The organism is Ruegeria hyattellae (assembly GCF_041537925.1).
Taxonomy (GTDB): domain Bacteria; phylum Pseudomonadota; class Alphaproteobacteria; order Rhodobacterales; family Rhodobacteraceae; genus Ruegeria_C.
Genome location: NZ_JBGOSH010000002.1, coordinates 419,359 through 438,968 on the forward strand (window position 1 = coordinate 419,359; position 19,610 = coordinate 438,968).

The 19,610-nt window shown below is 60.1% G+C and carries 17 protein-coding genes; 3 read left to right on the forward strand and 14 right to left on the reverse strand.

Annotation, left to right across the window (positions count from 1 at the left end; translation table 11 throughout):
• Positions 1 to 14: 14 nt before the first annotated feature.
• From AB1E33_RS05945 to AB1E33_RS05980, 8 genes are read right to left on the reverse strand one after another with little or no spacing between them, the layout of a single operon-like run.
• Positions 15 to 914, reverse strand: a complete 900-nt coding sequence (locus AB1E33_RS05945; protein WP_372576337.1) for an FAD:protein FMN transferase — start codon at positions 912 to 914, stop codon at positions 15 to 17.
• The gene (locus AB1E33_RS05950; protein WP_372576338.1) at positions 911 to 1,429 is read right to left on the reverse strand and encodes a nitrous oxide reductase accessory protein NosL; all 519 of its coding nucleotides are present in this window, start codon (positions 1,427 to 1,429) and stop codon (positions 911 to 913) included. The genes AB1E33_RS05945 and AB1E33_RS05950 overlap by 4 nt, the downstream gene beginning before the upstream one ends.
• Positions 1,426 to 2,247 (reverse strand): ABC transporter permease, encoded by an 822-nt coding sequence (locus AB1E33_RS05955; RefSeq protein WP_372576339.1) that lies wholly within the window; start codon positions 2,245 to 2,247, stop codon positions 1,426 to 1,428. Before AB1E33_RS05955 ends, AB1E33_RS05950 begins: the two co-directional genes overlap by 4 nt.
• Positions 2,244 to 3,137 (reverse strand): ABC transporter ATP-binding protein, encoded by an 894-nt coding sequence (locus AB1E33_RS05960; RefSeq protein ID WP_372576340.1) that lies wholly within the window; start codon positions 3,135 to 3,137, stop codon positions 2,244 to 2,246. Before AB1E33_RS05960 ends, AB1E33_RS05955 begins: the two co-directional genes overlap by 4 nt.
• A complete protein-coding gene (locus tag AB1E33_RS05965; RefSeq protein ID WP_372576341.1) occupies positions 3,130 to 4,383 on the reverse strand; it encodes a nitrous oxide reductase family maturation protein NosD in 1,254 nt (417 codons plus the stop codon). Before AB1E33_RS05965 ends, AB1E33_RS05960 begins: the two co-directional genes overlap by 8 nt.
• Positions 4,384 to 4,386: 3 nt before the next feature.
• Entirely contained in the window at positions 4,387 to 6,294 is a 1,908-nt protein-coding gene (nosZ, locus tag AB1E33_RS05970; RefSeq protein WP_372576342.1) for a TAT-dependent nitrous-oxide reductase, read from the reverse strand.
• Positions 6,295 to 6,308: 14 nt separating this feature from the next.
• Complete coding sequence (locus tag AB1E33_RS05975; RefSeq protein WP_372576343.1) at positions 6,309 to 8,486, reverse strand: 4Fe-4S binding protein; 2,178 nt, start codon at positions 8,484 to 8,486, stop codon at positions 6,309 to 6,311.
• Positions 8,477 to 8,929 carry a hypothetical protein gene (locus AB1E33_RS05980; RefSeq protein ID WP_372576344.1) on the reverse strand — a complete coding sequence of 151 codons (453 nt, stop codon included), beginning with the start codon at positions 8,927 to 8,929 and terminating at the stop codon, positions 8,477 to 8,479. Before AB1E33_RS05980 ends, AB1E33_RS05975 begins: the two co-directional genes overlap by 10 nt.
• 168 nt (positions 8,930 to 9,097) lie before the next feature.
• Between AB1E33_RS05980 and AB1E33_RS05985 the strand changes: the two genes are divergently transcribed.
• Entirely contained in the window at positions 9,098 to 9,802 is a 705-nt protein-coding gene (locus AB1E33_RS05985; protein WP_372576624.1) for a Crp/Fnr family transcriptional regulator, read from the forward strand.
• Between the two features lies 1 nt (position 9,803).
• Here the strand turns inward: AB1E33_RS05985 and AB1E33_RS05990 are convergent, their stop codons facing one another.
• From AB1E33_RS05990 to AB1E33_RS06005, 4 genes are read right to left on the reverse strand one after another with little or no spacing between them, the layout of a single operon-like run.
• A complete protein-coding gene (locus AB1E33_RS05990) occupies positions 9,804 to 11,717 on the reverse strand; it encodes a nitric oxide reductase activation protein NorD (RefSeq protein ID WP_372576345.1) in 1,914 nt (637 codons plus the stop codon).
• A 9-nt stretch (positions 11,718 to 11,726) separates the two neighbouring features.
• Positions 11,727 to 12,542 (reverse strand): CbbQ/NirQ/NorQ/GpvN family protein, encoded by an 816-nt coding sequence (locus tag AB1E33_RS05995; protein WP_372576346.1) that lies wholly within the window; start codon positions 12,540 to 12,542, stop codon positions 11,727 to 11,729.
• Complete coding sequence (locus tag AB1E33_RS06000) at positions 12,542 to 13,909, reverse strand: cbb3-type cytochrome c oxidase subunit I (protein ID WP_372576347.1); 1,368 nt, start codon at positions 13,907 to 13,909, stop codon at positions 12,542 to 12,544. The genes AB1E33_RS05995 and AB1E33_RS06000 overlap by 1 nt, the downstream gene beginning before the upstream one ends.
• Positions 13,910 to 13,924: 15 nt before the next feature.
• Positions 13,925 to 14,377: a c-type cytochrome gene (locus AB1E33_RS06005; protein ID WP_372576348.1), complete on the reverse strand. Its 453-nt coding sequence runs from the start codon at positions 14,375 to 14,377 to the stop codon at positions 13,925 to 13,927.
• Between the two features lie 324 nt (positions 14,378 to 14,701).
• On the opposite strand from AB1E33_RS06005, the gene AB1E33_RS06010 reads away from it, so the two are divergent.
• Positions 14,702 to 16,504, forward strand: a complete 1,803-nt coding sequence (locus AB1E33_RS06010) for an NAD(P)-binding domain-containing protein (RefSeq protein WP_372576349.1) — start codon at positions 14,702 to 14,704, stop codon at positions 16,502 to 16,504.
• A gap of 28 nt (positions 16,505 to 16,532) precedes the next feature.
• On the opposite strand, the gene AB1E33_RS06015 is transcribed toward AB1E33_RS06010, so the two are convergent.
• Together AB1E33_RS06015 and AB1E33_RS06020 are read right to left on the reverse strand one after the other, a co-directional pair.
• Positions 16,533 to 16,685: a hypothetical protein gene (locus AB1E33_RS06015; RefSeq protein WP_372576350.1), complete on the reverse strand. Its 153-nt coding sequence runs from the start codon at positions 16,683 to 16,685 to the stop codon at positions 16,533 to 16,535.
• A 436-nt stretch (positions 16,686 to 17,121) separates the two neighbouring features.
• Positions 17,122 to 18,321 (reverse strand): ROK family transcriptional regulator, encoded by a 1,200-nt coding sequence (locus tag AB1E33_RS06020; RefSeq protein ID WP_372576625.1) that lies wholly within the window; start codon positions 18,319 to 18,321, stop codon positions 17,122 to 17,124.
• A 190-nt stretch (positions 18,322 to 18,511) separates the two neighbouring features.
• Between AB1E33_RS06020 and AB1E33_RS06025 the strand changes: the two genes are divergently transcribed.
• A complete protein-coding gene (locus tag AB1E33_RS06025) occupies positions 18,512 to 19,525 on the forward strand; it encodes a sugar ABC transporter substrate-binding protein (RefSeq protein ID WP_372576351.1) in 1,014 nt (337 codons plus the stop codon).
• The last annotated feature ends 85 nt before the right edge of the window (positions 19,526 to 19,610 follow it).

Genomic DNA, 19,610 nt, shown 5'->3' on the forward strand with positions numbered 1-19,610 from the left:
ATCAGTGCGGAGTATCAGGCCACGACTTCAAGCCTCGCGCCCGGGAACTGGCCAATGATACGCGTCACCTGTTCCGGCGCGCACAGGCACAGCGCGGTGGACAACCCATCGGCGACCACGGCACGCGGCGCCGAAACCGCGACCAGCTTTGGCTCCGCGTCCCGGCCATCAGGATGCAGGATATGCCCAGTTGTGTCGTTCAGCAGAGTGCCCCCCGTGGCCGATGTGGCGAGTGCCCGGTCGCTCAGGCGCACGCTGTGCCGCAGCTTGCCCGCGGGGTCGGCGACACCCACTTTCCACGGTTGGCCATCCCCCCGCGATCCGCGCGCAACAAGTTCGCCCATGTCGATCAGCAGGTGCTTCAACCCTCGCTCGGCAAGCATCGCATGGACGCGATCACTCACCATCCCCTGTGCGATCCCATTCAGTGTCAGCGCCATGCCGGGGGTCCGCAGCGCAACCTGCCCGGAATCGAACGCCACATTCCGCCACCCGACCCTGGCCCGCGCAGCAGCGATTTCCTCGGGCGACCGCCCCATGGCAAGCGCGGTCCAGAGCGGTTGAACCGTCGGATCAAAAGCTCCACCGCTGGCACGATGTATCGACGCCGACAGACTGAGAACCTCAAGCAGCTCTACGGACGGTGCATTGATCCGCCCGGCATCGTTCAGCCGTCTGATCTCCGAGTCCGGTCGATAGAGGCTGAAAATGTTCTCCAATCGTAGCAACTCGCGCTCTACACTGGCAAAGATCGGGTCGGCCTCGGTCTGCGAGAGACCCTCCAGCCGCATACTGGCAGGCGCGCCAAGCGCCACACCCCGCCAACGGGCCGAGACCGAAGGACCCGCGAAACCGGGCAGTGCTGCGGCGCTGGCAGAGATGGTCAGGAAGTGGCGGCGGGTCAGATAAGTCATGCCGGGGTCTCCAGGGACTGATCCAGATCGACGGGACCGATGGCAGCCTCATCGGGAATATCCTGCAGCGACACAGCCTTGCCGCCATAGGTGGTGATGAAACCCTCCGCCCCTTCCGCGTCAGCAAATGGCACGATCTCGGGCGCCCCCATGCCGCCTGCGACGCCCGCACCGACCACATAGACGGCCGTATCGGCTGGAACCCAATTGCCTGCGCCGGGCACCTCCCAGCTTAGCGCCATTGCCATGTCGCTGACATAGGCGCCGGAGATGTCGGCCTCGCGCTCAGGGCTTTTCAGATAAGCTACCATGTCGCGCACCTGCGCGAAAAACAGCGGTTGTTCGTGTCCCTTGAGGTGTACCTGCCCCTTGGGCCCGCCATGTTCGGATATATGCATCTGGCAGAAATAGCTGAGCGCGGTTTCGGTCAAATCAGCGGGCGGTGGCGGTGCAGCGGCCTGCTCCTCCTTGCAGCCCGCCAGCGCCACCATCCCGATCAGGATCAAATATCTCATGGCTCAACCCTCCGGAATGCGGCGCGCGCCAACAGCAATGCCAGCACCGGCCAGATCAGCAACGAGGCAGGTGCAGCCCAGACCGGCAGCGCCTGCGCAGCCCCTGACATACCGCTGGCCATCGCCACGCCCTCGGTTGCGGCGATGTTCCAAAGACGAAATGCGTCGGCCGGGTTGGCCACCATCACCCAAGGAAAAAAGGTCTGGGTGAAGGTCCCGCTTTGGTCCATGACCACGGCGCCCAGAAGGCCAAGGTCATAAAGGACGACAAAGATCAGCCAAAGCCCGGCCGACATACCCGCTGCCGTGGTGCTTCCCCCGGCACACGCAGACAGCAGGTATCCCAGCGCCAGAAACACGGCGCCCAGCAGGATTGAAGTGAGGATGAGGCGGCACAGCGCCATGAGGCTCTCGGGACCGGCCCCGCCGAACCACGCGGCCAGCGCCCCGGCGGTGCCGAAACCGACCGTCATGGCAAAGGCCAGCGCCGCCAGATGAGCGGTGAATTTGCCCAGCAGGATCTCGCCACGGCCCGCTGGATAGGACAGCAAAAGCGCCAGACTGCCCCGATCCACGTCGCCTGCGACGGCATCAAATGCGATCATCAGCGCCAGAAGCGGCGCAAGATAGACCGAGAGCGTGGTCATCGACGCGACTGAGACGGTCAGCATGTCGACCCCGAGCGTGCCGGTGGGCGCACTGCCCGCAAATGTCAGGGCCAGCGCAAACAGCACCATGATAAGCGTTGCCACCAGCAGCCAGCGATTGCGACGCAGGATCAGTAGCTCGGCCCTTGTTATGGCCAGGAAACGGGTCATTGCAAAGCCTCCTTCGCGTAATGCCTATAGAGGTCCTCGAGCCGGGGGGGCGTCATTTCAAGGTCGACCACCGCCTCGCCCATGGCCGCGATACGGCGCAGGGCCTGCATCTTGTCGGCAGGCGAGCAGAGCAACTCGACCGAGGCCCCGTTGACCCGATTGCCACCCAGATGCGCAGCCAGCGCCTCGGGATTTTCGCGCGCACGCACCCGTAGCCGGATCGGCAGCCCCGCCAGATCCGACAGGTTCGCCAGCGTGTCATCGGCCACCTTCTCGCCCTTGCGCAGGATCGCGATCCGGTCGGTGCGAGCCTCGACCTCGGTCAGGGCGTGGCTGGCAATCAGCACCGCCGTACCCTGCCCTGCCAGTTCATCAATGATGGCATAAAGATCCTGGCGCGAGATCGGGTCGAGCCCGCTGGTCGGCTCGTCCAAGAGCGCCAGTTTTGGCCGCCCCAGAAGTACCTGCGCCAGCCCCAGACGCTGTCGCATCCCTTTGGAATAGGCGCCGATCCGGCGATCCATCGCATCTGCCAAACCGACGCGGTCCAACAGCGCCGGCACCTCCGCCGCAGCGCCTGAGAGCCGTGCAAACAGCGTCAACTGCTCGCGCCCGGTCAAAGCCGGATGGAACGAGACCGCCTCGGGCAGGTAGGCCGTATCGCGGCGCGCGTCTGCGCTGCCGGGATGCGCGGTCCCTACATGGATCGCGCCGTTTTGGAATGGCGTTAGTCCGAGGATGCATTTGATCAAGGTGGATTTGCCTGCGCCGTTGTGGCCCAGCAGCGCCACGCGCTCGCCCGGTGCGAGGCTCAGGTCAACGTCGTCCAGCACCCGCAACTTGCCTCGTGCCTTGCTGACACGGTGGATGGTCAGGGCCTTGTCACTCATGCGGCACCTTTTCGATTGCTAGGGGTTTCGGGGCGGTCATCAACGGATGGCTGTCCATCACACCGCCAGGCAGTAATGCCGGGAACGCCGATTGCGACCAGCGCACGAGCTGCACCGCGGGTGAGCCCAGCAGCAGCTTGGCCGAAGGCTGGGTCCACAGCACATGGTCCATACTGTCATTGGGTCGGTAAGGCGCATCGGCGATGCCGTTTCCGTCCACATCATAGGCGGCGAAGTCAGACCAGTAATTGCCGCGCCCATCCTCCGACCACTCGACCCATTTGGTCGAGACGTATTTGACTTGTGTGCGATTGCCGACAAAGGCATTGCCGACGATCCGGTTGCGGTCAGAGCCGGCGGTGAAATGGATACCGATTCCGCAGCCCTCGAACCAGTTGTTGGTGAATTCGTTCTTGTTGGCGTTGTAGAGGAAAGTGCATTTTTCCCGCGCACCTACCACGACATTGCCCGAGATCACGCTCTGGTTGGCATAGTTCAACATGACCCCGTGTTCACGGTCATTGATCGAGACGTTGTCCGTGACGCGCACCCGTTTGGTGAACATCACCGCATAACCCAAATCATTGCCGATCGAGACATTGCCCGAGACCTCGGAATTGTCGGCATACATATAATGCACGGCAAAGCGAAGATCGCGGAACAGGTTGTTTCGGAACGCGTTTTTCTTCGAGGAGTTCACGAAAACCCCGTCGCGGCCATATTGTATGTCGTTATCCTCGACCACGGCACCCGGCGCGTTCCAGACATAAACACCGTTGCCACGCGCATTCATGCGACGGTCCTTTCGCCCTTCGATCCGGTTGCCTTTCACGAGGCTTTCCTTCGCCCCGTGGATATCGACCCCGTAGAGATTGTCGATCAGCACATTGTTCAGGATTTGCGGCGCAGTTGCAGTCTTGGTCAGCTTGATGCCGCTGTCGATCCCTTCGTGATCCGAACCCGAGCCCACCACGGTCAAGCCGCGCAATACCACGCCCGGTCCCGTAACGGTGATGACAGTGCCCGTGCCCTGCCCGTCAATGGTCGCATGTCCCATCCCGTCGATGGTGACGGGACGGTCCAGAACCAGTGTCTCAGCATAGAGGCCCGGCGACAGGCGGAGGGTGTCGCCCTCCTCCGCCTGCGCCAATGTCTCGGCGATGGCCCCGGCCCGATTGGGCACGTCCCACTCGCCCGCACAAAGGGGTGCGGCGAGCAGGAGTGGTATCAGCCGGAGCCAGCGCATGGCTTATGCCCCCTGCGGCTCGACCAGCATCCGACCGCGCATTTCCATGTGCAGCGCGTGGCAGAACCACTGGCAATAGAACCAGTGCACGCCCGGACGATCAGCCGTAAAGGTGACCGAGGCGGTCGCCATCGGCGCAACTTCCATTGCGATGCCATAGTTGCCCAGGCAGAAGCCGTGCGTCACGTCATCCACGTCATCGAGATTGGTGATGTAAACCGTCACCTCGTCGCCTTGTTTGACAGTGAACTTTTCGAGGCTGAAGGTCGGTGCCTGCGATGTCATGTAGACCCGCACCTTGTTGCCGTCGCGGATTGGCTCCTCGGCGCCATCCTCCAGTTCGATGCCATCGGCCTCGGCCTGTTTGCGCGCATCTTCCCAAGTGACGTCATTGCGGTCCCAGATATTGACCGGGTTGACGATATCCCGGCGAACCATGATCGAGTCGTGCGGCTCGGCAAAGGTCGGGCCATCGTGGACCACTTTCATCTCGTTGGTCGAAATGTCGATGAGCTGTTCGTTCTCGGGCTTGAGCGGGCCCACGTTCAGGAACCGGTCTTTCGAAAACTTGTTCATCGAAATCAGCCATTTGCCGTCGGCTTCCTTGGTTTCCCCCATGGTGGTGGAATTGTGGCCCGGCTGATAGTGCACATCTACCTTCGAGATGATCGGGTCAACATCAGAACCCGCGTAAGCTTCGATCGCTTTGTCGATGTTCCACTTCACAATCTGGCTATCGAGGAACAGCGTGGTGAACGCATTGCCCTGACCATCATAGGCGGTGTGAAGCGGGCCAAGGCCCAGCTGAGGTTCACCCACGATGCAGGACCGCGGGTCGGCATCGCTGTCGAACAGGGCGTCTAGCTTGGTCACGTCCATGATCGACACGGTGGGCGACAGCTTGCCGTTAATGCAGACATGCTTGCCGTCAGGCGCAGTATTGATGCCGTGCGGCGAGTTCGGGATCGGGATGTAACGGGTGTAGTTCTTGTTCTGGCCCTTACGCCCATCAAGAACCTTGACGCCCTTCAGTTCCTGATAATCCCCGGCTTCGATCCCCGCTTCGATTTCTGCAAGGTTGAAGACGACAACGTGGTCCAGCTCGTTCTCGGTCATCTCAGCGAGGTTCATGCCCATTTCCGAGTTGTACGAGGTCGAATAGGCGTATTTGCCCTGATAGTCGCAGTCGGTATTGTCGAGGTTGCCCGACACGATCACCTGCCACGCCACTTCCATGGTGTCGCCGTCCAGCGCGGTGAAGATGTTCACGTATTGCGATGGATCGTCCAGCACGGTGCCGTCATTGACCAGCGGGGTTTCATCCTCGCCATTGGCAAAGACGTATCCGGTACGCGGGAATTTCTGCGGGCGAAGACCGTGGATTGCCTTGGCGTTCGGGATCTCGGTGATCTTGTCGCATTTCATTACATCGCAGCGCACGCGGGCGACACGGGTGTTGGCCTTGTCGTTCATGAACAGGTAGCGCCCATCATAGGTGCCGTCGGTGAATGACATATGCGGATGGTGCAGGTCGCCGTTGTCATAAGTTTTAAGGCCACGCTTGGCGAGAAACTCTTTGGTTTCAGGTAGCAGGCCATCACTCATGATCTTCAGCGACTCGTTGGTCTGACCCCAGCCGGTGGCCGAGCAGCGGTTGAACACCGGCACCCGCATCAACTCGCGCATGGATGGGAAGCCCAAGATGCGCAATTCGCCGGTCTGACCCGAAGACCAGAAACCGTAATACTCGTCCAGCTCGCCGGGCTCCAGATTGACCTTGGCGGCAGCGCTTGCTTGGCGCGCGGTCATCATCGTGGTGCCAAGCCCGGTTGCAGCCAGGGCGGCCCCGGTTGCGGTGGCCCCCATCAGGCCCCGGCGTGTGATGTTCAGTTTTTTGTCTTGATCCGACATCGTCATTCCCCCTTTCAGGAAGCAGTTTGTGGTTTAGCGTTCGGGTGGTTCACCGGCGGTTGGCCGAGCGGCATTTTCAGCGGGGCACTCCCCACCTTCTCGCGGCGTTTGAGCTGGCGGATAACCACCGGGCATTTAGTTTCGGACTGGTAGAGCACCTGACAATGCAGGCAGGTGACACATTCGTTCGGGTTGATCTCACCGGTCGGGTGGATCGCCTGCACCGGGCATTCATTTCGGCAGGTCTGGCAGGGGCTGCCGCATTCCTTGTAGCGCTTGAGCCAGTCAAACATGCGTACCCGTGCCGGAATTGCCAGCGCTGCACCCAGAGGGCAGAGATAGCGACAATAGAACCGTTCAACGAAAAGCCCGACCGCCAGTAGTGACAGCGCAAAGACGACAAAGGGCCAGTCACGCATGAACTTAAGAATGATCGCGGTCTTGAACGGCTCGATCTCGGCATATTTTTCCGCCAGTGGAATCGACACCATGCTGAGGCCAAAGAGCCCGAGAAAGATCATATATTTAAGTGGCCAGAGGCGCTCGTTCAAACCCCAGGGCAGCGTCCATTGCGGCACGCGGCAGGCCCGTGCGATCTTGTTGGTCAGTTCCTGCAGAGCACCAAACGGGCAGAGCCAGCCGCAATAGGCCCCCCTGCCCCAGAACAGTAGAGCGGCGGCGACAGCAAACCATTGGATGAAGACCAGCGGGTCCAGCAGGAAGGCGTCCCAGGTGAATCCGGTTCGCAAGCTGCCCGCCAGCGCCATCAAGTTGACAACGCTCAGTTGCGCATTCGCATACCAGCCCACGAAGAACAGAGTGGCGGTCAGGAAGGCGATGCGGAACCAGTAAAAAACCTGCGCATTTGCAGTGACCTGGAACTGAAAGAAGAACGCAGCGGTCAGCAGCAGCAACATACCGCCCAAGGCCGCGATCTCAACTTTCCGATCCTTCCAGATGCGCTGCCATAGGGCGGCCTTGGCGGCGGCCTCATCGCTGGCATCATTCACGACGGTGGGGGCGGCAACAGGCAATAGGTAGTGCTCGGGCAGCTTGTAACCCAGATCGAAAGTCAGAAAGGTTTTTTCGACCGCGCCCACGGCCCGTTGCGCGAGCAGCTGCAGCCGGAAGGGGGCTGCGGGGTCGAATTCTGCGTCGGCGGGGATCTTGAAGATGTCCAGCTCGGAGAAGCTGGGCGCGTCGGGGGCGGCAACTTCGCCCAGGCGTCGCTGCTGCTTGTCAAAAAACCGCACCGACTGGTCGCCTTGAATCAGCTGGATACGGTCGAAGATCCCGCCGCGCACATAGCCCGAGCCCTTGAAACTATAGGCTCCCCGCCCCAGCACCAGAATGGCGTGCTCGCCCGGTTCCAGCCACCCGGTCAGGTTCCTGTATTCGGCCTCTCCCAGCAGGGATTTGCCAATCGAAGGCACCGAGACCAGAGCCATATGCATGTCGATATAGGTGTCATCGGTTTCGCCCGGCTCGGGCCGTTTGCTGGCGCGCGCATCACCGGTGGCCTCGAACGCCGCGTTGATCTGGCCGATATCCAGCGTCAGCCGCCGGATCGAGCCATCGCCCGACAGGGTGGTCCAGTCCGATACGGCATCCTGCGCCATGTCGATCTCGCGTTTCGGCCCGTCGGGCTGCACCGGTGACAGCCCGCCCAACCCCAGCGCCCGCGCCACCTTGATGCCACCGCGCACTAGGCTGTCATCAATCACCATAATCGTGACCGTTGCGCCCGAGATGATGTCCAGATCGTGACCCTCGCCGCCGGGCTCGGCCTCGCGTTTCAGGTCAAGCCCGGCATAGCCTTCGGTCAGTTCGACCATGCGGGAATTCGGGATGCCGATCAGCACGATGGGCTCGGAGTGTTTGACCAGTTTCACACCGGTCAAAACCGCGTCGGCATCGATGGCGGCCACCACGTGGATCGGCTTGCCGGAATAGCCCGTCGTTCCCACGAAGTCAGAGGTGAGAAATGCCCAGGCCACGGTCTCGCCACTGCGCAGCACGGGCGCAACGGGCACATCCTTGCGCACCGGGCCAAAAGCATCGGCATCTGGCGAAAGTTCGGCAGGGGAAATGTCGGGCAGGAAGCTGGCCAGACTGTCGGCCCGCGCGCCAAGCGCCAGCAGGCAGGACAGGACAAAGGCCAAAATCAGTTGGGTTGCGCGACTTACGACCACGGCGCACCTCCGGTTATGGGGTTGGACGCCATGGACGCGCGCAGGGCGCGCTCAGCAATATTCAGGGCCGCGTGCGGAGGTCCCCGGTTGTCCGGCCAGAACTGCGCCGGATTTCGGACATCGCTTTGGGCCGCATGACGCATTTCTACGCTCAATGGCTCGGACGCCATTTTCAGGACCGTTTCCGAGACCAACGGGGCGCAGGAACTGACCGCGCAAAGCGTGCAGTTCTGGCATTTCGGGCAGGGATCGCTTTCTCGCTTTTCGCCATCGCTGTCGACCTGGATCCAGACCGCCGCACCATCTGAGCAGATCTCGATCCAGTCGCCAACACCCGCGCTGGGCAGCGACGGTGCCATCACCTGCAACAAAATCAGCACAATTCCGAAAAACGCTGAAGCGCTTTTGGGAAAAGCCCTGAGAGTTTTTGCGAGGTGGTTCATGAATCCGGTTCAGTAATGTGACGCGCGACTTCTACGCCAAACCGTTCCCGCACCTCTTGACATAGATCATGTCGCAGCGGTTTTAAGGAAAGGAGCCGGTTGACAAAACGGGTGACGGGCGTGATTGCTCCGGGTCTATCGGCTTCTGCTCTAGCAAAGGTGCCAGACGTGACGCATGACGCCCATAAACTCGTGGCCCGCAAATCGCTGCTGGTGCGGTCGCTTCCAGAAAAGCATATCGAGAATGTGCTGAGCCATGCCTTGTGGCGCAGCTATGGCCGGGGTGAAACGCTGTTCCTACAGGAAGAGAGCGCACAGGCGATCCATGTGGTTCTGGACGGTTGGGTCAAGCTTTACCGGGTCTCGCCGACCGGCGCCGAGGCGGTCGTCAGCGTCTTTACCCGCGGCGAAAGTTTTGGCGAGGCGGTGGCCCTGCACAACCGCCCCTACCCGGTGTCCGCCGAGGCGGTGACCGCCTGCGAGGTGATGCATATTCCCGCAAATGTCCTGATCTCGCTGATGCGACAGGACCCCGAGATCGGGATCTCGATCCTAGCCGCGACCTTCAGCCATCTGCACGGGCTGGTGGCACAGCTTGAGCAGCTCAAGGCACAGACCGGTGCGCAGCGGGTGGCCGAGTTCCTGCTGACCCTGTGCCAGAACAGCGCCGGTGGCTGCGAAGTCACGCTGCCCTATGACAAGATGCTGATCGCGGGGCGTCTGGGCATGAAGCCCGAAAGCCTGTCGCGCGCCTTTTCCCGGTTGAAAGCGGCCGGAGTGAGTGTCAGTCGCAACCACGCCGAGATCGCCGATATCGAAGCCTTGCGCGAGTATGCCGAAACCGATCGCGCCGATAGCTGGCACAAAAATTAGATCAGGCGCCAACCAACTGTCGGTATATCTGCGGCAGGGTCAATGTCAGGCGCGCAGGATCGGGAATGACGGCAAAGCCCCCTTGCCCGAACATGCGCGGGAACCAGCTTTTGCCGGTTTTGTCCACGGTGACGCCAAAGACCGATTGCCCCGCGCGGCGTGCCTCGCGCACCGCCATGGCGGTGTCCTCGATTCCGTGACGGCCTTCGTAATGGTCCAGATCGTTGGGTTTGCCGTCGGTGATGACCAGCAACAGTCGGCGTTTGCGGCTCTGCTCTGTAAGTTCGGCAGAGACATGGCGGATCGCCGCGCCGAGCCTCGTGTAAAAGCCAGGACGCAGCGAGGCGATGCGCTGTTCCACGATTGGTCCCATCGCTTCTTCGAACCCTTTGCAGCGCTGCACATAGACTCGGTCGCGCTTGAGCGATGAAAACGCGTGGATCGCAAAATCGTCGCCGCAGGCATTCAGACCCCAAGCCAGCGCCGCCAGCGCCTCTCGTTCAACGTCGATAACCGCTCGCCCAGAAACTGCGCTTTCGGTAGAGCGGCTGACATCGAGCAGGATCGACACCGCCAGATCGCGCGCCTCGGGTCGCGATTGCATCCAGACCCGGTCATTGCCCTGACCACTGACAGCGCGGTCGGATTCGGCACGGACCGCCGCATCGATATCCAATTGATCGCCGTCTAGATGGCCCCGCGTCATCACGCGTCCGGGGCGCAGTGCCTCGAACTGGCGCTTGACCGCGCGGATGCGGCGCGCAGTTGCGGGGTCCTTGCCAAAGGCCTCAGCCTCGTCCCGGACATCGGCGTCGGAGGTCAGGACATTCACATGATCTGGCAGGTACTGGCCCGACCGAACATCCCACTCGGGGTACAGCACACGGCCCGACAACCGCTCACGATCCACGTCTTCCGGCGCTAGATCGAGATGCAACTTCAAGCGTGTCGGCGGTGCCTTGGAAATCTGACCCAATCCGATCTCATCCTGATCGTCTGCGGCCTTCTTGGCGTTGTCGGGATCATCATCATCCACCCGGCGATTGAGATTGAGGAACTCGGTCCAGCTAAGGATCGCCTCGAACTTGTGCAGGATGAAACTGTCGCTGCGGGCGGCCTGATCGGATTTGCGGCGCCGTGCGCGATGGGTCTTCTCACCGGAGTCTTCCGGCGGTCCCTCGGTTTCGCGGTTTTCGACCTCATGGGCATCGGAAAACGCCACCTTTCGCAACTCGGGCCAGAGCGGCACCGGGCGAAAGGGCTGATAGCCGCGCGGGGCGCTCACGTCGGTATCAAGTCGCTTTGCCAGTTCTGAAAGCGGGCGGGGATCGCCCAGCATGTGGCGGATCAGTTCCTCCATTGCCATCTCGATAGGGGGCAGATTTGGCACGGTGCGCTGATGCAGCAGCCCTTTGCACAACTCTTCATAAAGCGGGCGCAGACCGGGGGCGTTTTCCAAGGTCCGGATGACCATTTCGCGTGCTGCATCCAAAGTGCTCAAATCGGCGCGCAGTGGATCCGACTCTTCGATCTGCGTTCCGGCATTGGCCGAGACGGCAGCCAGCCAGACATAAAGCGCAGCATTGGCTTCGCGCACCGGATAGACCGCCAGCCGGTCCGGCAAGCGCAGAACCTCACCGTCGAAACTGGTGCGCGGCAGCGTTTCGGCTTCGGTGCCAAGCCGCCGCCGCCAACCCAGCCGGTGGCGCGAGACTTCGGGCGAAACCGGGCGCAACTCTACGGTCGCCCCGCCGCCAAGCCCGCGAAAAAGAACGGCCAGCCGCCCGGCGACCTCAGAGAGGTCTACCGCGGCCTCGTCATGCGCTAGTGGCGCATCCAGACGGCTGGCAAGACTGTGCCACAGTTTCCCGATGGTTTCTTCGGGTTCCCATGGCTCAAACTCGATCCTGCCCATGTGCCGGCCTCACCCAAAGACGGCAGTGACAAGATCGAGGAGGCCGCGTTTGATATCCTCATCATCGGTCAGAGGTTCGACCATCGCCGCCAGAATGGCGCGGTCGGTTGACATGCCTTGCGCGATCAGCGTCGCCGCATAGACCACGAGCCGGGTCGATACCCCTTCTTCCAGATCCTGGCCTTTGAGTCCACGCAGCTTGCCCGCAAGCCGCACCAGTGCCGCACAACGATCCGGATCGAGCCCGCTTTCCTGCGCCACAATCTGCGCTTCGACAGCTGCGGCGGGAAAATCGAACTCCATCGAGATGAAGCGCTGGCGGGTCGACGGTTTAAGCGTCTTGAGGATGTTTTGGTAGCCGGGGTTGTAGGAAGCCACGAGCATGAAGCCGGGCGCGGCCTCCAGCTCTTCGCCGGTGCGGTCGATCGGCAGCATGCGGCGGTCGTCGGTCAGCGGGTGCAAAACCACCGTCACATCCTTGCGTGCCTCGACCACTTCGTCGAGATAACAGATAGCGCCTTCGCGTACCGCGCGGGTCAGCGGGCCGTCGACCCAAACGGTCTCGCCACCTTTCAGCAGATAGCGCCCGATCAGATCGGCAGCCGCTAGGTCGTCATGACAAGCCACGGTGTAAAGCGGCCGGCCCAATTGCGCCGCCATATGCGCCACGAACCGGGTTTTGCCGCAGCCTGTCGGTCCTTTTAGAAGCACCGGTAACTTGTTGGTATAAGCCGCAGTGAAAACATCGCATTCATCGCCTTGGGTAAGATAGAAGGGGGCGTCTGCCGCCCCCTTCTCGAGGTGCACGGATCCATCCATAACCATCACTCCGCAGGTGTTTCGGCTGCGCCGGGTTCAATGACCTCTTTGCGGGGCACCCAGATGGCGTAGATGAACAGCAGCGCGCCGATCACCACCACTGTACCCGAGCCAAAGCGCATCCAGTAGAAGATTTCGACCTGATCCTGAACGTCCATGTAATAGTCGCCCAGTACCCGCTGCATATGGGTTTGAATGGTTCCCGCGAAGGTCAGCACGAAGGTCATGAAGACCATGCCACCAGACATTAGCCAGAACGACACCATATTCAGCACCTGGTTATAGGGATCGCGCCCTTTCAGGATCGGCATCGCATAGGTGAAGATCGCAAGGTTCAGAGAGACATAGGCCCCGAAGAAGGCAAGGTGGCCATGGGCTGCGGTGATCTGCGTGCCGTGTGTATAATAGTTCACCCCGTGCAACGTATGCAGGAAGCCCCAGACACCCGCGCCGAAGAAGGCCAGTGTTGCACAGCCCAGCGACCACAGCAGCGCGGCTTTGTTGGGATGGTCGCGACGACCCTTCCAGACCATCACAAAGGCAAAGGCCATCATCGCAAAAAACGGGACCACCTCAAGCGAGCTGAAGATCGATCCGATCCACTGCCAATAGCCCGGCGTACCAATCCAGTAATAGTGGTGCCCAGTGCCCAGGATGCCCGAGAACAGCGCGGCAGCTACGATTACATAGAGCCATTTCTCGACGATCTCGCGGTCCACGCCAGTCAGTTTCAGCATCAGATAGGCGAGAATCGAGGCCATGATCAGCTCCCACACGCCTTCAACCCACAGGTGGACAACATACCACCAGTAAAGCTTGTCCAGCCCGAGGTTTTCGGGGTTGTAGAAGGCAAATAGGAACAGCAATGCCAGACCCCAGAGGCCCAGGATCAGAATGTTGCTGATCGCGGTCTTGCGACCCTTCAGCACCGTCATGGTGACGTTGTAGAGGAAGATCAGCGCCGCAACGACAATCCCGGCCTTGACCCACTTGGGTTGCTCAAGGAATTCGCGGCCTTCCTTGCCGAGAAAGAAGTTCCCCTCGAACAAGTTGAAGACATAAGTGACCACGACGCCGAGTGTGCCGATCACCAGAATGGCCAACTGGATGTAGGCCAGCTTGGTCGAATGGATCTCGCGCTCTGTCTCTTCCGGGATCAGGAAATAGGCTGCACCAAAGAAGCCGGTGATCAGCCAGACGATCAGCGAGTTGGTGTGCAGCATCCGCACGATGTTGAACGGCAGCGACTCCGACAGCGTATTCGGAGAGACATAGATCCAGCCGGCCAGCAACCCGCCAAGCACCTGGATCGCAAACAGCGCCATGGCCACGGCGAAATAGGCCAGCGCAATTTTCTGGGATTGATATTTCATTGGGTTAAGCCCTCCTTAACCTGCGTCATTCGGCGGCCATTGCTGGGCGTCGATATGGTCTGTCCAGATGAGGAAATCGGTGAGGTTCTGCATCTCTTCATCGCTCAGGTCGAAATTCGGCATTTGCCGCCGCCCTTCGATCCCGGTCGGCTGGCTTTCCATCCAGCCCTTGAGCGAATCGAAGGCTGATTCCGGGTCGTCCAATACGCCCCAGCGAGTCATCACATTAGCCAATTCGGGGGCGAAATAGGCGCCCTCGCCCAACAAGGTGTGGCAGTTGATGCAGGCGTTGTCCTCCCATACGCGTTTGCCGGCTGCGACGCTTTCGGTCAGCGGCTGGGACGCGGTCGAGGTGTTTACGATGTAACGGTGTGAGTGAAATGTCAGCCCCACAAAGATGAGGATGAAGAACAGTGACCCGCCATAGAAAATATTGCGGGCCATGCTTTTGGTCATGACTTCGCGCATTGCGCTCTCCTTTGCGCCGCGTTGGTGATGAGAACGAACATGTCGATTGCGTGCGACCGGGACCTTAACGAAAGTCAAGCCTGCGGGATTAAGCTACTTGAACGGTGTGCTGGGAATTGGATCCGGGCAAGTTGGCTACCAAAGTGGCAATCCACTTTGAACCGGTTTTGATGTTAGGGTCCCGGTGAACTTCAAGAAGAAATCCAAACCGATAGGGAAAAGCGGCTTGTGCGGAACCGCTGCATCATACCGGCTCTTTGGCCAATAAATTCTAGCGTTCCGAACCAGCCGGTAACTGATAGAAAAACAATTAGGGAGGACAGAATGCTCGATACAACACTTGCCGACCAGACCCAGGCATTTTTGGACGACTTCGGACTGGTGCTTGCGGAGGGTGACATCGCCAAGGCAACCGACATGTTTGCGGAGGAATGCTACTGGCGCGATCTTGTGACGTTTACATGGAACTTCAAAACGGTGGAGGGCAAGGACGAGGTTGCCGACATGCTTTCGCACCAGTTGGCCACGACGAAGCCCTCGGGTTGGTCCATCGCCGAAGGCGAGGTCCCGACCGAAGAAGACGGCGTCGTTACCGCCTGGATCAGTTTCGAGACTGAACTCGCACGCGGATACGGTCTGATCCGGTTGGTGGGTGGCAAAATCTGGACCTTGCTGACCACGATGGTTGAATTGAAAGGCCATGAGGAACCCAAAGGATTTGCTAGACCGCTTGGCGCCAAACATGGAGCAGGCAAACACCGCACCACCTGGAAAGAAGAGCGCGAAAAGGAAGAGGCAGAAATTGGTTATCATACCCAGCCCTATTGCCTGATCATCGGCGGCGGTCAGGGTGCCATTGCGCTCGGCGCGCGGCTGCAGCAGCTTGGTGTCCCCACTGTCATTGTCGAGCGCAATGAGCGGCCCGGTGACAGCTGGCGCAAACGCTACAAATCACTCTGCCTGCATGACCCGGTCTGGTACGACCACCTGCCCTACATCAAGTTCCCCGAGAACTGGCCCATATTTTCGCCCAAGGACAAGATCGGCGACTGGCTGGAAATGTACACCAAGGTGATGGAACTGAACTACTGGACCCGAACCACCGCGAAATCCGCAAGCTATGATGCCGCTGCCGGAGAGTGGACAGTGGTCGTGGACCGTGATGGTGAAGAGGTGGTGCTGAAACCCAAGCAGCTTGTTATGGCCACCGGCATGTCGGGCAAGGCCAATGTGCCCGATTTTCCTGGCATGGACAGGTTCAAGGGCGATCAGCATCATTCCTCGAAGCATCCCGGACCGGACGCTTACAAAGGCAAAAAGGCCGTGGTAGTTGGGTCCAACAACTCGGCCCATGACATCTGCGCGGCGCTTTGGGAAAATGATGTCGATGTGACCATGGTGCAGCGCTCATCGACCCATATTGTGCGCTCTGACACGTTGATGGATCTGGGCCTTGGCGCGCTCTATTCGGAAGAGGCTGTCGCGGCGGGTGTGACCACCGAAAAAGCCGATCTGATCTTTGCCTCCTTGCCCTACCGGATTCTGCACCAATTCCAAATTCCAGCTTATGCAGAGATGAAAAAGCGAGACGCGGACTTCTATGACGGCCTGGAAAAGGCCGGGTTCTGGCTGGACTGGGGTGATGACGAGTCTGGGCTGTTCATGAAGTACCTGCGCCGCGGGTCAGGCTATTACATCGATATCGGTGCAAGCCAGTTGATCATCGACGGTGAAATCAAGCTCAAGCGCGGTCAGGTCATCGAGGTGGTCGAAGACGGGGTGCTTCTGGATACCGGCGAAAAGCTGGACGCCGACCTGATCGTTTATGCCACGGGCTATGGCTCGATGAATGGCTGGGTCGCGGATCTGATGGGGCAGGACATGGCCGACAAAGTCGGTAAGGTCTGGGGCCTTGGCTCGGACACCACCAAAGACCCGGGTCCTTGGGAAGGTGAACAGCGCAACATGTGGAAACCTACCCAGCAAGAGGCACTGTGGTTCCATGGCGGCAACCTGCACCAGTCCCGCCACTACTCGCAATTCTTGTCGCTACAATTGAAGGCGCGCATGGAGGGGATCGACACCCCGGTCTATGGCCGTCAGAAGGTGCATCACCTGGGGCGTTGACGCCACGTGTTCAGAATTGAACCGGAGGTCAGGGCATCGGGTTTGGCCCGCGCAGGTTCATCACCAAACCCGGCAAACCCGCCACGCGAAAGCAATGCAGGCCGGTCCGCCAGGCGTTCTGCAATGTCGGGCGGGCCAGCTTGCAGTGCCAATGCGCCGAGATTTTCTGTGTCGCCGTCATAATTTTGCGGTTTGTGCAATCGCGGCGTGACCGCACAGTGCCACTGTCAGCGCCTCCCGGCACTGAGACCTAGAGTGCACCGACAACACCGGTACCCCCTTCAGGGCACAGTTCGTGGCCGGACATAGCGATGCAACAGGCGTGTCGCCATTGCATCGCGGGATTGAGACAGGTTCATAATCTGGGTGCTTTTCTAGCGAAGGACCTGTGATAATATCTCATATTGTCTGCAATGCAGAAGAATTGACATTCCGTCGCGATCAGTATCGACTGGCCCAACAGCACTTTTTGAGATTTCCAGACAAGAGCGGCCTTATCACGCGAGTGTCATGGAATGCGGCTAAGGCGACAAAGGACGCGGCGACGGGGCCAGTACCCAAGACGTTGACCGCAGGAAGACGTCGCTGAAACAAATCTGCGCTGCCAGCGCGAACGGCTAGATCGCGGAAAGCCCGGCATTTGTGTTCAGCAGATATTGCGAGAAGAACGGAGTGCTTGCCGCGCCGATCCCACGGGCGTTACCACCGATGTTGCCCGGTTCGATCCCGGGGACCACCAATCCACGCGTGTCCTGGTTGACCAGGTAGCGCCGCACCCGCTCTACCAGTTCGTTGCGAACGGGTTCGGGAAAGGCGCCGTCGATCAGGATGGCCTCGAAATCGATCACCGAGCAGATCGACAAGGACGCCTTGGCAAGTTCTTGCGCCGTCTCGCCGATCCACGGGTCGACATAGCGTGACAGGGCGCTCCAGTCTTGTGGTTGCTGCCATAGCAACTGCGGGTCCAACCCGGCCTCGAGCAGGCGGGCTTCGAGCAGGTGGATCGAGGCAACGTCGATCAGTTGCCGACTTTCCCCCATGGGACCGGTGCTGCGCATTGATCCAAGTGCTCCGGCATTACCCTGGTTACCCTCGAATACAGTGTCATTCAGCACAACGCCACCGCCAATAAACGATCCAATGAAGAAATAGGCGTAGTCGCGGTATTTCTTGGCGCTGCCATAGAGATGCTCGGCGCGGCAGGCCGCGGTCGCGTCATTGATCACAAAAACCGGCAAGTCGCTGAAGTCCGCCACCCGCGTCGCAAAGCTCAGATCTTTCCAAACTTCGAGCCTTCCGGTAGGAGCGCCCACCAGATCGTGCCATTTCCACAGCTGGAACGGCACTGCTATCCCAATGCCGCAAAGACGGGCGCGCGTGGCCTCGTCCATGCCCCGGCACAGGGTTTCGATGCCCTGTTCAAGAAAACCCAACAGCATATCGGGCAGAGGATAGGGAAATGACGTATGCAGTTGGTTGCGTACCCTGCCCGCGAAATCGAGCAACAACAGATCCGCGCTGCGGCGCCCGATCTTCAACCCCAAAGACAATACGCCATCTGGGTTCAACTTCATCGGAATCGACGGTTTTCCGACCTTGCCCCGGATCGGCTGGCCGCGCGTGACGAACCCGTCTTTCTCAAGCTTGCGCAGGATCACCGAGACCGTCTGCGGTGACAGCCCGGCGCGGCGCGCCATGTCGATACCCGGCAACGCACCGTTACGCTGCAACATGGATAGAAGCAGACGTTCGTTGTAGTCGCGAACCCCGCTCTGGTTCACGCCTCCGACACGCCCTCTGACATCCTGGCCATCCATAACGCCGACCATACTCATCTCCTGTTCACAGAAAAGATGCCAATCAGCGTTTAATAAATCAAGTTTATTTATTTATTGACAGGTCGCAGGGAATCAGGCTTGCTAGAAGGCAACCTGAAGCCGGGAGAGCGCTCAGGTGCAGGCCGGGCGAGTTTGTCCCGGTGTCAGGAAAATTCCTTGGGAGGACATCATGAAAAGACTTTTGACTTCGTCGGCATTGGCTTTGACCGCGCTGGCCGGAACCGCCTCGGCGGATGAGGTTGCCGCCTGCCTCATCACCAAGACGGACACCAACCCCTTCTTCGTCAAGATGCGCGAAGGCGCCGAAGCAAAGGCTGCCGAGCTGGGCGTGAGCCTGAACAGCTATGCCGGCAAGGTCGACGGGGACCACGAAACTCAGGTCGCCGCCATCGAAACCTGCATTGCAAGCGGTGCCAAGGGCATCCTGCTGACGGCGTCGGACACCAGTTCGATCGTTCCTGCTGTCGAACAGGCCCGCGAGGCCGGGTTGCTGGTCATCGCGCTGGACACCCCGCTTGAACCGATTGACGCCGCAGACATGACATTTGCTACTGATAATTTTCTGGCAGGTGAACTGATCGGTCAATGGGCTGCCGCAGCTCTAGGAGATGAAGCGGCCAACGCCAAAATTGCGATGCTTGATCTGGCCGTCAGCCAACCGACAGTGGGCGTGCTGCGCGATCAGGGTTTCCTGCAAGGGTTCGGCATTGATCTGGGCGATCCCAACAAATGGGGCGATGAGACTGATCCGCGCATTGTCGGAAATGACATCACGGCAGGTAACGAAGAAGGTGGCCGCAAGGCGATGGAGAACCTTTTGGCCAAAGATCCGGAAATAAATGTGGTATACACCATCAACGAACCCGCTGCCGCCGGCGCCTATGAGGCGCTCAAGGATATCGGGCGCGAGAACGACGTTCTGATCGTATCGGTCGATGGCGGTTGCCCCGGAGTGGACAACGTAAAGGATGGAGTGATCGGAGCCACATCTCAGCAATACCCGCTGCTGATGGCTTCCAAGGGGATCGAGGCAATTGCCGCCTGGGCCAACGATGGCACCAAGCCGCAAGCCACCGATGGCAAGGATTTCTTTGATACCGGCGTGTCGCTGGTCACCGACAAACCTGTCGATGGTGTGGACAGTATTGACACTGCCAAGGGAACCGAGCTGTGCTGGGGCTGACCCGCCCTCGCGCCACCTAAACACACAAGGAAAGAGCGGGACCCGCCCCGCTCTTTCCAGCCATCCTTTTCTACGCTTCTGCCGA

Coding starts and splice junctions, on each gene's coding strand:
- AB1E33_RS05945 (WP_372576337.1), bottom strand. CDS start 914: ATGACTTATCTGACCCGCCGCCACTTCCTGACCATCTCTGCCAGCGCC.
- AB1E33_RS05950 (WP_372576338.1), bottom strand. CDS start 1,429: ATGAGATATTTGATCCTGATCGGGATGGTGGCGCTGGCGGGCTGCAAG.
- AB1E33_RS05955 (WP_372576339.1), bottom strand. CDS start 2,247: ATGACCCGTTTCCTGGCCATAACAAGGGCCGAGCTACTGATCCTGCGT.
- AB1E33_RS05960 (WP_372576340.1), bottom strand. CDS start 3,137: ATGAGTGACAAGGCCCTGACCATCCACCGTGTCAGCAAGGCACGAGGC.
- AB1E33_RS05965 (WP_372576341.1), bottom strand. CDS start 4,383: ATGCGCTGGCTCCGGCTGATACCACTCCTGCTCGCCGCACCCCTTTGT.
- nosZ (WP_372576342.1), bottom strand. CDS start 6,294: ATGTCGGATCAAGACAAAAAACTGAACATCACACGCCGGGGCCTGATG.
- AB1E33_RS05980 (WP_372576344.1), bottom strand. CDS start 8,929: ATGAACCACCTCGCAAAAACTCTCAGGGCTTTTCCCAAAAGCGCTTCA.
- AB1E33_RS05990 (WP_372576345.1), bottom strand. CDS start 11,717: ATGGGCAGGATCGAGTTTGAGCCATGGGAACCCGAAGAAACCATCGGG.
- AB1E33_RS05995 (WP_372576346.1), bottom strand. CDS start 12,542: ATGGTTATGGATGGATCCGTGCACCTCGAGAAGGGGGCGGCAGACGCC.
- AB1E33_RS06000 (WP_372576347.1), bottom strand. CDS start 13,909: ATGAAATATCAATCCCAGAAAATTGCGCTGGCCTATTTCGCCGTGGCC.
- AB1E33_RS06005 (WP_372576348.1), bottom strand. CDS start 14,377: ATGCGCGAAGTCATGACCAAAAGCATGGCCCGCAATATTTTCTATGGC.
- AB1E33_RS06010 (WP_372576349.1), top strand. CDS start 14,702: ATGCTCGATACAACACTTGCCGACCAGACCCAGGCATTTTTGGACGAC.
- AB1E33_RS06015 (WP_372576350.1), bottom strand. CDS start 16,685: ATGACGGCGACACAGAAAATCTCGGCGCATTGGCACTGCAAGCTGGCC.
- AB1E33_RS06020 (WP_372576625.1), bottom strand. CDS start 18,321: ATGGATGGCCAGGATGTCAGAGGGCGTGTCGGAGGCGTGAACCAGAGC.
- AB1E33_RS06025 (WP_372576351.1), top strand. CDS start 18,512: ATGAAAAGACTTTTGACTTCGTCGGCATTGGCTTTGACCGCGCTGGCC.